A 13,803-nucleotide genomic window follows, 5' to 3' on the forward strand; every position below is an offset into this window, starting at 1 on the left:
CGGGCCGCGCCACCCCCATGCGACATCTATGAGGAGAGGGCATGGCCCCGGGTACGAACGACAAGCAGCCCGCCGAGCCGAAGGACGACGAGCGGGTCGCCGCCCTGCGCCGCTTCGCCGCCGCGGGGCGGCACTGGCGGCGGTCCCGACTCGCGGGCTCCGCGGTGCTGTTGGCCATCGCGCTGACCGGTGGGGCGATCGCCTTCGGGGCGTCCGGGAACAGCGGTACGCCGATGGCCGCGTCGAGTGCCGTGTCACCGGCGCTGCTCGCGAGCGGGGATCTCGACAGCAGCATCGCCTCCCTCCAGGCCCATCTCCGCACCCAGCCGAAGGACTCCGACAGCTGGGCCACCCTGGGCCTCGCCTATGTCGAGCAGGCGCGCACCAAGGGCGATCCGTCCCGCTACCCGCAGGCCGAGAAGGCCCTCGCACGCGCGCTCCGGATCACCCCCGACAACGACCAGGCGCTGGCCGGCCAGGCCGCGCTGGCCGCCGCCCGGCACCAGTTCGCTCAGGCGCTCACCTACGCGGACCAGGCCCTGAAGCAGAACCCGTACAACGCCGGCGCCCTGTCCTCCCGTATCGACGCCCTGGTCGAACTCGGCCGCTACGCCGACGCGGCGAAGGCGGCCGACCTGGCCGACCAACGCAAGCCGGGCGTACCCGTGTTCACCCGGTACGCGTATGTGCGAGAGCTGCGGGGTGACGTGAAGACGGCCCGGCAGGTACTGCGGCAGGCACTGTCCACGGCCACCGCGAAGGGCGACATCGCCTACGTGGCCGCGCAGCTCGGCCTGCTCGCCTGGAACCAGGGTGACTACGGAAGCGCGCTCGACTACTACGCCCGCGCGCTGACCGCCGACGAGAACTACCTCCCCGCGCTGGAGGGCCGGGCCCGCGCCCAGGCGGCGAGCGGCGACCGGGCCGCCGCCATCAAGGGCATGGAACTGGTCGTCTCCCGCTATCCACTGCCCCAACCGCTCGTGGAGCTCGGCGAGTTGTACGAGGACCGGAACGCCACGGGCGACAAGGCCAAGGCCGCGGACCAGTACGCGCTCGTCGAGGCCTGGATCGCGCTGGCCCGCGCCAACGGCGTCAACGCCGATCTCGACACCGCGCTCGCCGCCGCCGACCACGGCGACAAGGCCGAGGCGCTGAAGGCCGCCCGCGCCGAGTGGGCGCGCCGCCACACCGTGCACACGGCGGACGCGCTGGCCTGGGCGCTGCACGTCAACGGCAAGGACAAGGAAGCGCTGCCGTACGCCCGTCAGGCCACCGCCACCGGCTACCGCAACGCCTCCTTCGGCTACCACCTGGGCATGATCGAGCTGGCCGACGGCGACAGGGCGGCCGGCCGGGCCGCCCTCACCAAGGCCCTCAAGCTCAACCCCGGCTTCTCCCCGCTGGGCGCCCGTACGGCCCGCAAGGCGCTGGAGGCCTCCAAGTGAACCTCCGCCGCGCCGCCGCGGTCTTCGTCATGGCCGCCGGCCTCACACTCCTGCCGGCCACGGCCGCGAGCGCCCACCCGCTCGGCAACTTCACCGTCAACAAGTACGACGGTCTCGTCGCCGCCCCCGGGCAGCTCCGCGTCGACCATGTCGAGGACCTGGCCGAGATCCCGGCGACCCAGGCCAAGCCCGACCTGAAGCGGCTGGGCACGGCCGGGTGGGCCGAGCAGCGCTGCACGACCGCGGCCGACGGCAGCACCCTCACCGTCGACGGCAGGGCGACCGCGCTCACCGTCGGGACCAGCCACGCCGAACTGCGGCCCGGCCAGGCCGGTCTGAACACCCTCCGCGTGGAGTGCCGGTTCACCGCGCCCCTCCCCAAGGGCAGCACGGTCGCCCTCTCCTTCCACAGCGCGGGCGCCGACACCGGTCCCGGCTGGCGGGAGATCACGGCGCGCGGCGACCGGATGACGCTGACGAGGACGGACGTGCCGAAGACGTCCGTCTCCCACGAACTCACCAGCTACCCCAAGGACCTGCTCTCCTCCCCGGCGGACATCACGACCGCCGCGGTGCGCGTACGGCCGGGCGGCCCGGCGCTCGCCGAGGAACGGCAGGACGCCCCGGGCGCCGCGATCCTCCCCCGGGGCGTCGACCACTGGACCCAGGCCCTGACCGACCTGGTCGCCCGCAACCACCTCACGGTCGGCTTCGCGACGCTCGCGCTGTTCATCGCGATCGGCCTCGGCGCGATGCACGCGCTGGCGCCGGGCCACGGCAAGACCCTGATGGCGGCGACGGCGGCGGCCCGCGGCGGCCGCGCCCGCCTCCGCGACGTCCTCCCGCTGGCCGCGTCGGTCACGGTCACCCACACGCTGGGCGTGGTGGCCCTGGGCGTCCTGGTCACGGCAGGCTCGGCGGCCACCCCGTCGGTGATCGCCTGGCTCGGCATCGCGAGCGGCCTCATGGTCCTGGCGGCGGGCGCGAACCTGACCCGCAGGGCATGGCGGACCCGGACCCACGAGCAGGCGCACGCCCACAGCCACAGCCACCACGACCACGATCACGAGGTGGCCGAGAAGCGCGAACTGGCCCTGGTCGGAGCCCACGAGCACGGCCGCGCCAACGCCCACACGCACGATCACGGCGACAGCCACGCGCACGCCCACGGCGAAGGCCACACGCACGCCCACGGCGAAGGTCACCTGCACGCCCACGATGGCGGGCACGACCACCCTCATGACCACAGCCGCCCCCATGACCACAGCCATGCTCATAGCAACGCCCATGCTCATAGCAACGCCCATGCTCATAGCAACGCCCATGCGCATGACCATGGCGCCCGGCCACACACTTCAGCCCGTCCGGCGCTTGAGGACGAGGCCGTTCAGGCCGAAGAGGGGTCCGGGGGCGCAGCCCCCGAAAGCGGTCACACCGCCATGCCGCACAGTCACGGCGGGTTCACCCACACCCACGACACGGCCCCCACCCTCCGCGGCACCCTCCTCCTCGGCTTCGCCGGGGGCATGGTCCCGAGCCCCTCCGCCGTGGTCGTGCTCGTCGGTGCCGCCGCTCTCGGGCAGGCCTGGTTCGGGCTGCTTCTCGTCGTCGCCTACGGCATCGGTCTCGCACTGACCCTGACCGCCGCCGGGTTCGCCGTCGTCAAGTTGGGTACGGGAATGACCCGGGTGCTGGACAAACGCCCTCGGTGGACCACCCACCCCATGGCCACACTGGTCCGCAGGACCACCCCGCTCGCCTCGGCGCTCGTGGTCGTGGCCCTGGGCGCCGGACTGGTCCTCAAGGGCGCCGCATCCGCACTGCTCTGAGTTACGTTTGTGATGAATCAGCGCGAGCTGCCGTGGGGAGCACCCGTGACCGAAGAGCCGGGCCGTGAGCGAGTGATCGCGGGCCGCTACAGATTGTTGTCCCCGCTCGGCGAGGGCGGAATGGGCACCGTGTGGCGGGCCCGGGACGAGGTACTGGGCCGCGAGGTCGCCGTCAAGGAGGTACGGGCGCCGGCCGGGCTGCCCGGCCCCGACGTCGACCGGATGTACGCCCGCCTGGAGCGCGAGGCCTGGGCCGCGGCCCGGGTCGCGAACCGCAATGTGGTGACGGTGTACGACGTGGCGATGGAGGGCGGACGGCCCTGGATCGTCATGGAGCTGATCCGTGGGGTGTCCCTCGCCGACGTACTGGACACCGAGGGCCCGATGTCCCCGCAGCGGGCCGCCGGTATCGGCGCCGAGGTGCTGTCCGCGCTGCGGGCCGCGCATGCCGCCGGGGTGCTGCACCGGGACGTGAAGCCGGGCAACGTGCTGCTGTCGAACGACGGACGGGTGGTGCTCACCGACTTCGGGATCGCCACCGTCGAGGGCAGCTCGGCGCTGACCATGACCGGCGAGGTGATCGGCTCACCCGAGTTCCTCGCCCCGGAGCGGGCGTTGGGGCGCGCGTTCGGCCCCGAGTCGGACCTCTGGTCGCTCGGTGTGCTGCTGTACGCGGCGGTGGAGGGCACCTCCCCGTTCCGGCTGGACACCCCGCTGAACACGTTGCGTGCCGTGGTGGACGAGGAGCTGCCGCCGCCGTACCGGGCCGGGCCGCTCGCGCCCGTCATCGAGGGGCTGCTCCGCAAGGACCCGGCCGACCGGCTGTCGGCCGAACAGGCCGAGCACGACCTGCGGTTGGTCGCGGCGGGCGGTACCCCCTCTTTCGGGGGCACGCCCGGCACCGCCGCCACCGTGCCGGTCCCGGGGCGGTACGACGCCCCCACCCGCGTCGCCCACCAGCAGCAACCGCCGTCCCCCACACCGCCGTTGCCCACCCCCACGGACACCCGGCCGCCCGCGTCCGACCGCGACGGCAACCGCAGGGCCGGTACCGTGCTGGTCATCGGGCTGGTGCTGGTCGTCCTCGCGCTGGGCGGGCTGACGTACGCCCTCCTCAACCATGACGACGGCGACGGCGGCGGCAACAACGCCGGCCCCAGCCAGTCGGCCAGCAACCTCAGCTCCCCGGCGCCCAGCCGGAGCAGCAAGGAGGAGTCCAAGTCCCCGTCGCCGTCCGCGAGCAGCAGCACGGCCGCGCAGAGTGTGAAGGTCAGCGTGGCCGGATCCCGCACCGACTACTCGGGGAGCTGTCCGCCGTCGACCGCACAGGCCCCCGCCTTCACGGCGACGTTCACGGTCGGGAGCGTGCCCGCGGAGGTGCGGTACCGCTGGGTGCTGAAGAACGGCTCGCTCGACGACCAGGGGTGGAAGACGCTGTCCTTCCCGGACGGCGGCGGGAAGACCCGGCAGACCGGGGTGACCGTGACGACCTGGTCCGACAGCGGGACGCTGAACGACGCGATCGCCGTCGAGGTGCGCGGTCCGGTGAGGACCACGTCCAACTCGGTGCCGTTCTCGGTGACCTGCACCAAGACGACGGAGACCCCGACCGGCGGGGCCTCCTCTTCGCCTTCGCCTTCAAGCTCGTCCTGAGGACCGGCCAGCTCGTCCTGAGGACCGAAGGGCGCGCGTCGGCACTGAGAACCGAAGGTCACGCGTTGCTGGTCAGGACCGGCAGATAGCCGCCGGAGTGGCCGGCCGCGGTGGGGTGGTACGACTCGCCGATGTCCAGCCAGTTGACGCTGTGCAGCCAGGAGCTGCTGGAGCAGATCTCGTGGCCGGTGAACGTGGTGCGGATGTCGCCGAAGACGAAGCCGTGGTCGGCGGCGCGCTTGGCGATCGCGGCGTCGATGTAGTCGGCGGCGTTGTTGATGGCGGAACGCTTGGCCGCGGAGAGGCCGAGGCAGGTGGTGCCCAGCTTGTAGAAGCGGGGGTAGCCGAGGACGACGACCTTGGCGTTGGGGGCCTTGGCGCTGATGGCGTCGTACACGTTGTCGAGCTTGCCGGGGAGTGTGGAGTCGACATAGGCCTCGGCGGTGCTGATCCGGGACAGGCAGGTGCTGTCGGAGCTGAGCACACAGGTCGTCATGACGTCGGCGAAGCCCGCGTCGTTGCCGCCGATGGTGATCGAGACCAGGGCGGTCGAGGAGCTGAGGGTGCCCAGCTGACCGGAGAGCACGTCGCCCGTGGTGGCGCCCGAACAGGCCAGGAACGAGAACGAGGACGGGCTGTGGGCGGCGTTCCACAGGTACGGGTAGGCGTTCGTGCTGCGGTCGCAGCCGCCACTTGAGCTGATGTAGCTGCCGGCGCCGACACCGGACGAGTACGAGTCGCCGAGCGCCACGTAACCGCCGGTCGCGGCCTGGGCTTCGGTTGCGGCCCCGGCGAGAGCGAGGCCGGTGGCGAGGAGGAGTGAAGTCACGTATGCCGTAATTCGGGAACGTCTCATGGAACCTCCCTTTAGCAGGATCTCTGCCACAACTGTCGTACCAACTACGCGTGTTGACGGGAAGTGTCCATGCCAAAACTTTTCGGGCCCCAACCGGCCCCCACCGGACCGATCCTGTGCGTTACCGGTGCGCTGTCGGTGCGTTGGATTGCGTGTCCACGACAAACCTGTGACAGGTCGTCAACTCCCTTGACTCGGTCGACGGTGACACCACCGCCTCCGACGACAACGGCCACGGCCACGGCCACGGCACCCATGTGGCGACCACCATCGCGGGCTCGACCTACGGTGTGGCCAAGAAGGCGAACATCGTGGCGGTACGGGTCCTCGACAACAGCGGCTCGGGCACCACGGCCGGTGTGATCGCGGGCCACACCTCGGCCACCCCGGCCCAGGTCGCCACGGCACTCGTCAACGGAGCGACCTCCAACGTGCTCACCAGCGTGGGCACCGGCTCCCCGAACAAGCTCCTCAAGCTCGTGTCGTAATCGATCAGGGTAGGGACCCAGAACGAGCGACTTGTTCCCCGGAGACAACCCGTGTCTCCGGGGAACGGTCATGTGCGGAGACCCGCTTGACGCCCCCCGTTTTCCTGCGCGACATTGAAGTCCGGCATCCGACGCCTTGGGGGGCAAAGTCGGCCATGCAGACCATACGGTTCAAGACACCATCGCCAGAAGGCGACGAACGGGCACGGCCAGGACCGGGGAGGGACCTGGGACCGCTGCTCGCGGGCGCCGCGACCGCCGTCGCCGGGACCGGCGCGCTGCTCGCACTGACCGATTCGGGCTCGGCACTGCGCGGCCCGTTCACGCTGCTCTTCCTGATCGTCGCGCCCGCCGGGGCGATCGGTCCGGCGCTGCGCGGGCTCGATCCGTTCGCCCGGGCGCTCACCGCACTGGCGGGCGCCGTCGCCCTGGACATGCTGATCGCACAGGGCATGCTCGCCACACACCACTGGTCCTGGCGCGGCGGAGTCGTCGCCGTGACCGCGATCAGCGTTCTCCTGCTTCTGCTGGTACGCCTGCGACCGGTGGAGCGAATTCTCAAACGGACGTCCCGACGGACCGGGAAAATCCGTTCGAGTTAAGGAACAAGGTCGGCCAAATTTACGTAACGGCCAAACCAACAAAAACGTGAGGCGCACTTCCAGGCCTTGCCATACTGGTTCAATCATCAATACCGTCGTACATCTCACCCGCATCGGATCGTCATCAAGCGGCACCAGGGGAGGGCTCAAGGACCGCGATGTTCCGGAGTGGGGCGCGGTAGGGGGGTGCCGTGCTCGGTGACCGCAATGACCACTGCCATTTCGAATGTGACCACTGTTGTTTCCGAGTCGTGCCGCGCGACCGGCTGCCGTTTTCCGGCAGACCGGTTAGCTTTGCCAGCTCACCTGCGGATACGGAGATCCTTCTTCCGTGCCACGGGTGATAACCCCCCTTTCGAACCGGACACAGAAGCGGGCCGCCCAGGGGCGGGTGGTCCACCGGACGAGAGGGACAAGACTCATGAGTTCTGTTCTGCGCCAGCCTGCCTCGGACCAAGATCCGTTAATGGCTGCCGAATACCGACCGATCTCCTCGCACCTGGCGATCACACCGCCGGTGAGCGTGGTGATCCCCGCCATGAATGAGGCGGAGAATCTCCCCTACGTCTTCAAGACACTTCCCGGGTGGATACACGAAGTGGTCCTGGTGGACGGCAATTCCACCGACAACACCGTGGAAGTCGCGCGGGAGTTGTGGCCCGACGTGAAAGTCGTCGAACAGAGTGGCAAGGGCAAGGGGGACGCCCTGATCACCGGGTTCGAGGCGTGCACCGGCGACATCATCGTCATGGTGGACGCGGACGGCTCGGCCGACGGCCACGAGATCGTGTCGTACGTCTCCGCGCTGGTCTCGGGCGCCGACTTCGCCAAGGGCTCGCGCTTCGCCAACGGTGGCGGCACGGACGACATGACCTTCATCCGCAAGCTCGGCAACTGGGCGCTGTGCACGATCGTCAACCGCAAGTTCGGCGCCCGCTACACCGACCTCTGCTACGGGTACAACGCCTTCTGGCGGCACTGCCTGGACAAGATCGACCTCGACTGCACCGGCTTCGAGATCGAGACCCTGATCAACGTCCGGGTGGTCAAGGCGGGCCTGAAGGTGCAGGAGATACCCAGCTACGAGTACCTGCGCATCCACGGCACCAGTAATCTGCGCGCCGTGCGGGACGGGTTCCGGGTCCTCAAGGTGATCCTCGGGGAGCGCTCCAACCGGCGTGCGCTGCGCCGGCAGGTCCGGCACTCCCCGATGCTCAGCACGGGCCAGGGAGAGTCGTCTTGAGCGATCCCGACATCTCCGTCGTGATCTGCGTGTACACCGAGGACCGCTGGGAGGACATCCTCGCGGCGGTCTCCTCGGTGCGCGCCCAGTCGTATCCGGCGCTGGAGACCCTGCTGGTCGTCGACCACAACCCGGCGCTCCTGGAACGGCTCACGAAGGAGTACAAGCAGGCCACGGACGTCCGGGTGCTCGCCAACGCGGGCCCCCGCGGCCTGTCCGCGGGCCGCAACACCGGTATCGCCTGCTCCTACGGCGAGGTGATCGCCTTCCTCGACGACGACGCCGTGGCCGAACGGGACTGGCTGCGCCGCTTCGCCGAGGGGTACGCCGACCCGAAGGTGATGGCGGTCGGCGGCCGGACCATGCCCGTCTGGGCCTCGGGCCGCCGCCCGGACTGGTTCCCGGAGGAGTTCGACTGGGTGGTCGGGTGCACCTACCGGGGGCTGCCACCGGGCCGGGTCCGGGTCCGCAACGTCCTCGGCGGAAACGCTTCTTTCCGGCGTACCGCGTTCGACGTGGCGGGCGGCTTCGCCACCGGCATCGGACGGGACGGCGACAAGCGCCCGCTGGGCTGCGAGGAGACCGAGCTGTGCATCCGGCTCACCCGGGCCCGCCCGGACGCCGTGCTGCTCATCGACGACCGCGCGGTGATCCACCACCGGGTACCGCGGGCCCGTGAGCACTTCGGCTACTTCCGCACCCGCGCCTACGCCGAGGGCCTCTCCAAGGCCCTGGTCGCCCGGAGCGTGGGCGCCGGCAAGGGACTCGAGTCCGAACGCCGGTACACCACGCGTGTGCTGCCCGCGGGGGTCGCTCGTGGCCTGCGGGACGCACTCCTGGCCCGGCCGGGCGGCGCCGGCCGGGCCGGCGCGATCGTCACCGGGGTACTGACGGCCGCGGGCGGCTACGTGGTGGGAAGCGTGCGGGCGCGGCGGGGCGGGGCGACCTTCACCGTCGCCGAGATCGAGGAGCCTCTCATGGCCGAGGCGGAGGGGGGACCTCATGACTGAGGCACCGGTGCCGATCCTCATGTACCACTCGGTCGCGACCGCGCCGAACGAGGCCACCCGCGCGCTGTCGGTGGCACCGGAGGCGTTCGCCGAGCAGATGGCGCTCATCGGCGACCTGGGCCTGACCCCCGTCGACACGGCCGGCCTGGCCGCGGGCTGGCGCGCCGGCGGCCCGCTCCCCGACCGGCCCGTCCTGATCACCTTCGACGACGGCTACGAGGGCGTGCACCGGCACGCCCTCCCCGTCCTCGCCAAGCACGGTTTCGCGTCCACCCTGTTCGTCTCGACGGGCTGGATCAGGGGCGCGTACGACACCGGAGGCGGCCTGGACGCCATGCTCGACTGGGACCAGGTGCGCGAACTCGCGGCCGCCGGCTGCGAGATCGGCGGGCACAGCCACACCCATCCGCAGCTCGACCAGCTGGCCGACGACCGGCTGCGCGCGGAGCTGGTGCGGTGCCGGGAGATCGTCGCCGAGCAACTGGGCACCGAGCCGACCTCGTTCGCCTACCCGTACGGCTACTCCAGCCGCCGGGTCCGGCAGGCGGTGCGGGACGCCGGATACACCCAGGCGCTCGCCGTCGAGAACGGCCTCGCCCGTCGCCGCCAGGGTCCGTACGCGCTGCACCGCGTCACCGTACGCCGCAGCACGGACGCCGCGGAGTTCGCACAGCTGCTCGAAGGCCGTGCGATCGCCCGCAACTTCGCCAAGGACCGTGCCCTCACCAAGGGGTACGCCGTTCTCCGCAGAGCCCGTCAGCTCCGCCGGAAGGCCATTCGTTCCCGTGTCTGACACGACGACCACCACAAACGAGGCCGCGACCCACGACACCGCGGCGCCCGAGCAGTCGGGGCGCCGCCTTCGGCTGCCCGGCAGAGTCAGCTCGTCCGGCGGCAGCCCGCTCTTCCGGAACGCCTACGCGCTGATGCTCAACACCGGCATCTCCGCCGTGCTGGGCCTGGGCTTCTGGCTGGCGGCGGCCCGCTACTACTCCGAGTCGGCGGTCGGCCAGGGCTCCGCCGCGATCGCCGCGATGAAGCTCCTCGCGGGCCTGACCGCGGTGACCCTGACCGGCGCCCTGGCCCGCTTCATCCCGGTGGCGGGCAAGGCCACTGGGCGGCTCATCTTCCGTACCTACGCGGGCAGTTCCCTGATCGTGGCGCTGGCCGCCGGGGTCTTCCTGATGACCCTCGGGATGTGGGGACCGTCGTACCGCTTCCTGCACGGGCCACTCCCCGGACTGGGGTTCGTCGTCGCGGTCGTCGCCTGGAACCTGCTCACGCTCCAGGACGGCGTGCTGACCGGGCTGCGCAACGCGCCCTGGGTGCCGGTGGGCAACACCGTGTTCTCGGCGGTCAAGCTGGGCCTGCTGGTCGCCTTCTCGGTGGCCGTCCCGATGGCCGGTGTGTTCGTGTCCTGGGTCGCGGCGATCGCCACCTCGGTGGTGCCGCTGGGCTGGCTGGTGTTCCGGCGCCTGGTGCCCCGGCACATCAAGGCGACCGAGGAGCACGCCAGGCCGCCCACGCTGAAGGAGATCGGCAGGTTCCTGGCCGGTGACTACACCGGTTCGCTGTTCTCCCTCGCCGTGGTCTACCTGGTCCCGGTGATCATCGCCTCGCAGGTCAGCTCCGAGGACAACGCGTACTTCTACATCACCACCACCATCGGCGGCACCACCAACCTGCTCGCCATCAACATGGGCGCCTCGCTCACCGTCGAGGGCTCGCACGACCCGGCCCGGCTGGCCGCCAACACCCGGGCCGCGCTGAAGCGGATGGCCCGGATCATGATCCCCATCTGCTCGCTGCTGTTCTTCGGGGCGCCCTGGATCCTCGGTGTGTTCGGCGCGGGCTACGCGGACGCGGCGACCCCGCTGCTGCGCTGGTTCGCGGTCGGCGCGCTGCTCAGGGTCGTGATGGAGACATACTTCGCGGTACTGCGCGCCCAGAGCCGGACCGCCGGACTGGCCTGGCTGCAGGGCCTGTTGTGCGTGCTGGTGCTCGGGCTGACCCTGCTGCTGCTGCCCCGGATGGGACTGACCGGCGCGGGCGTGGCCGAGATCTCCAGCCTCGCGGTGATCGTGACGATCGCGGCGCCCAAGCTGTGGCGGACGCTCCGCGCGGCTCCGGCCGAGGTCCCGGAGGACGCGGCACCGAACGGGGACCTCGCCGACCTGGGGACGCTCCCCCACGCTCGGCTTCGCTCGCGCGGGGAGACCCCCATGGCCCCGGCCACGACCGCGGCACCGCGCAGGCGGGGCCCGGCGTGGGCGCTGGACACCGACACCCTCGCCCTCGGCATCCATGTGGACTTCGACCATGTGGAGCGCCGCCCGGATGTCCGTCCGGGTCCGGGAACCCCGCCCTCGGGCACGCCCGTCGTCCTGCCGGACGACCGGCCGACCTGGGCGCTGCGGCCACCGCGGAACCTGGGACTGCCGGTGGAGACGGGGGTCCCCCCGGTCGAGCAAAGCCGGGACTGGGGAAGGGAGCCGGGCTCGGAGGCCTCGCTCGGGCCGGCCGAGTCCTCGCCACCGAAGGAGGCGGAGGTCGACGCGCCGTTCGGGGAGGCGGTCGTACCGGAGGAACACGAAGAGGTGCCGGCCGAGCCTTTGGCGGAGCCCGCGCTGTCGCTCCGGGAGCGGCTGATCCCGACCCGCCAGGGAGTCGTCCTCGGCTGTCTTCTGGTCGCCGCCCTCCTGCTCTACTGGGTGCCTGCCGCCCGGCTCGACGACGCAGACCTGGACCGGATGGGCGGGCTCGGGCTGATCTCGGTGCTGCCGCTGCCGACGCTGGTCGGGGCGGCGCTGCTGGTCACGGTGTTCGCCGCGCTGCTGTGGCTGCGCCGCGAGCACAAGGCGCTGCTCCTGGTCACCCTGCTGGCGACGGTCGTGTCGCTGCACGCGCTGCCCGCCGTGATCGAGACGGAACCGCGGTTCCCGACCGCCTGGCAGCACCTCGGGTTCATCGACTACATCGACCGCACCGGGTCGGCCGTCCCCGACCTGGACGCCCGCTGGAGCTGGCCGGGCTTCTTCGCGGCGGCGGCCTTCATCGGCCGGGCCTGCGGGGTCACGGACTTCACCGAGGTCATCCGCTGGTGGCCGACGTTCGTCCAACTCGCCTTTCTGGCACCGATGTTCCTGCTCGTACGGTCGCTGCGGGCGAGCTGGCGGGCCAAGTGGACCGGCATCTGGATCTTCGTGCTGTGCGGCTGGGTCGGCCAGGACTACTTCTCCCCGCAGGGCTTCACGTACCTCCTCTACCTGATGTTCGTGGCGATCCTGCTCGTCTGGTTCCGCGCCCCGCATGTCGTCTGGACGAGGTTCCGCCCGGGCGAGGCCGAGGTCGAGCCGACCGACCGCCGCCAACAGGCGGTCATGCTGATGGTGTTGATCGGCCTGTACGCGGCGACCGTCCCGGCACACCAGCTGACCCCGTTCATGATGCTGGGTGTGCTGGCGGCCCTGGTCCTGGTCGGCAGGTCCGAACTGCGCGGCCTGCCCATCCTGTTCGGGGTGGTCGCGGCCGTCTGGCTGGGCTTCATGGCCGAGCCGTACTGGTCGGGTCACTTCAACGACCTGTTCGGCGGGGTCGGCGGGGTCGGCAGCAATGTCTCGACCTCGGTCTCCGGCCGCATCCAGGGCGGCAGTTCGACCCACAAGCTGGTCCTGTACGTCCGGGTCCTGCTGGCCGGCAGCGTGCTGGCCCTCGCCGTCTGGGGCTGGTGGCGCCGCCGCTTCCACAAGTACCGCGAGCGGTCCCTGCTGGTCCTGACCTTCGTCCCGTTCCTGGGCTTCGGCATGCAGTCGTACGGCGGCGAGATGGCCCTGCGGGTCTTCATGTTCGCCCTGCCGGGCGCGGCCCTGCTGACAGCTCTCGCCCTGTTCCCGCGTACCGGCGCCACGGCGAAGGAGCGCGAGAAGGACCGGGTCAGCCTGGCGCCGGTGGCGGCGCTCATGGCAGGTCTGCTGCTCATGGGCGGCTTCCTGGTGGCCCGTTGGGGCAACGAGTCCTTCGAGCGGGTCCGGCCCGGCGAGGTCGCCGCGATGGACTATGTGTACGCCCATGACAAGCCGACCGTACGGCTGCTGTGGCTGAGCAACGACACGGTCAACGACGTGACCCCGGCGATTCCGTGGGGCGCGAAGGACATGGAGCGGGTCGACTACGTGCCGACACTGGCGCCGACCGACCCGGTGCTGGTGTCGAGCCTGGTCAAGGCGTTGAAGGAGGCCGGCCCGAACTCGTATCTGATGATCAACAGGAGTCAGGTCGTCTATCTCCGGCTGGACGCCGGATACTCGGCGACCTGGGAGAGCCGGCTGATCCAGAACCTGGACGACCGGCAGGATCTGACGAAGGTCCTGGTCAACGACGACGTGACCATGTACACGTTGCGCACGCGGCCCTCGGGTGCGGTGGCGAAACCTGATCCGGGGCCGATCGGGCCGCGGATCACCTGGACGCCGTGGTCGGTGGTCGGCGCTCTCGCCGCCGTGGCCCTGATCCTGCTGCTGACGGCACGCGAGGTGGTCCGGGTCGCGGTCCGGCCCGGGGTACGTCAGCTGCGGTGGCTCCAGGGCAGCTTCTGGTTCTCGCTGCCCCTGCTCGCGATGGTGCTGGCATCGCTGGCGCAGCGGTTCCTGACGCTCAAGTAGGAGGGGCGAAGTG

General features: G+C 70.9%; 9 protein-coding genes and 1 pseudogene. 9 read left to right on the forward strand and 1 reads right to left on the reverse strand.

What is annotated here, in order from left to right:
- Positions 1–41 precede the first annotated feature (41 nt).
- Genes ABZ642_RS30515 through ABZ642_RS30525 form a run of 3 tightly spaced genes read left to right on the forward strand, consistent with a single transcriptional unit; the run spans position 42 to position 4,930 of the window.
- Positions 42–1,448, forward strand: a complete 1,407-nt coding sequence (locus ABZ642_RS30515; protein ID WP_360489663.1) for a tetratricopeptide repeat protein — start codon at positions 42–44, stop codon at positions 1,446–1,448.
- Between the two features lie 29 nt (positions 1,449–1,477).
- Positions 1,478–3,277 (forward strand): nickel transporter, encoded by a 1,800-nt coding sequence (locus tag ABZ642_RS30520; RefSeq protein ID WP_360489775.1) that lies wholly within the window; start codon positions 1,478–1,480, stop codon positions 3,275–3,277.
- Between the two features lie 12 nt (positions 3,278–3,289).
- Positions 3,290–4,930 (forward strand): serine/threonine-protein kinase, encoded by a 1,641-nt coding sequence (locus ABZ642_RS30525; RefSeq protein ID WP_360489664.1) that lies wholly within the window; start codon positions 3,290–3,292, stop codon positions 4,928–4,930.
- Between the two features lie 58 nt (positions 4,931–4,988).
- On the opposite strand, the gene ABZ642_RS30530 is transcribed toward ABZ642_RS30525, so the two are convergent.
- Positions 4,989–5,786 (reverse strand): SGNH/GDSL hydrolase family protein, encoded by a 798-nt coding sequence (locus ABZ642_RS30530; protein WP_360489665.1) that lies wholly within the window; start codon positions 5,784–5,786, stop codon positions 4,989–4,991.
- Positions 5,787–5,977: 191 nt separating this feature from the next.
- On the opposite strand from ABZ642_RS30530, the pseudogene ABZ642_RS30535 reads away from it, so the two are divergent.
- From ABZ642_RS30535 to ABZ642_RS30560, 6 genes and pseudogenes are all read left to right on the forward strand, one after another.
- A pseudogene (locus ABZ642_RS30535) lies at positions 5,978–6,274 on the forward strand (S8 family serine peptidase); the annotation flags it as partial.
- Between the two features lie 155 nt (positions 6,275–6,429).
- A complete protein-coding gene (locus ABZ642_RS30540) occupies positions 6,430–6,876 on the forward strand; it encodes a hypothetical protein (protein WP_360489666.1) in 447 nt (148 codons plus the stop codon).
- Between the two features lie 421 nt (positions 6,877–7,297).
- Positions 7,298–8,119: a glycosyltransferase family 2 protein gene (locus ABZ642_RS30545; protein ID WP_360489667.1), complete on the forward strand. Its 822-nt coding sequence runs from the start codon at positions 7,298–7,300 to the stop codon at positions 8,117–8,119.
- Positions 8,116–9,129, forward strand: a complete 1,014-nt coding sequence (locus ABZ642_RS30550; protein WP_360489668.1) for a glycosyltransferase family 2 protein — start codon at positions 8,116–8,118, stop codon at positions 9,127–9,129. The genes ABZ642_RS30545 and ABZ642_RS30550 overlap by 4 nt, the downstream gene beginning before the upstream one ends.
- A complete protein-coding gene (locus ABZ642_RS30555) occupies positions 9,122–9,922 on the forward strand; it encodes a polysaccharide deacetylase family protein (RefSeq protein WP_360489669.1) in 801 nt (266 codons plus the stop codon). Before ABZ642_RS30550 ends, ABZ642_RS30555 begins: the two co-directional genes overlap by 8 nt.
- On the forward strand, positions 9,915–13,790 hold the full coding sequence (locus ABZ642_RS30560) for a lipopolysaccharide biosynthesis protein (protein WP_360489670.1): 3,876 nt from the start codon (positions 9,915–9,917) through the stop codon (positions 13,788–13,790). The genes ABZ642_RS30555 and ABZ642_RS30560 overlap by 8 nt, the downstream gene beginning before the upstream one ends.
- The last annotated feature ends 13 nt before the right edge of the window (positions 13,791–13,803 follow it).

It is taken from the genome of Streptomyces sp. NPDC007157, from assembly GCF_040634235.1.
Lineage (GTDB): Bacteria > Actinomycetota > Actinomycetes > Streptomycetales > Streptomycetaceae > Streptomyces.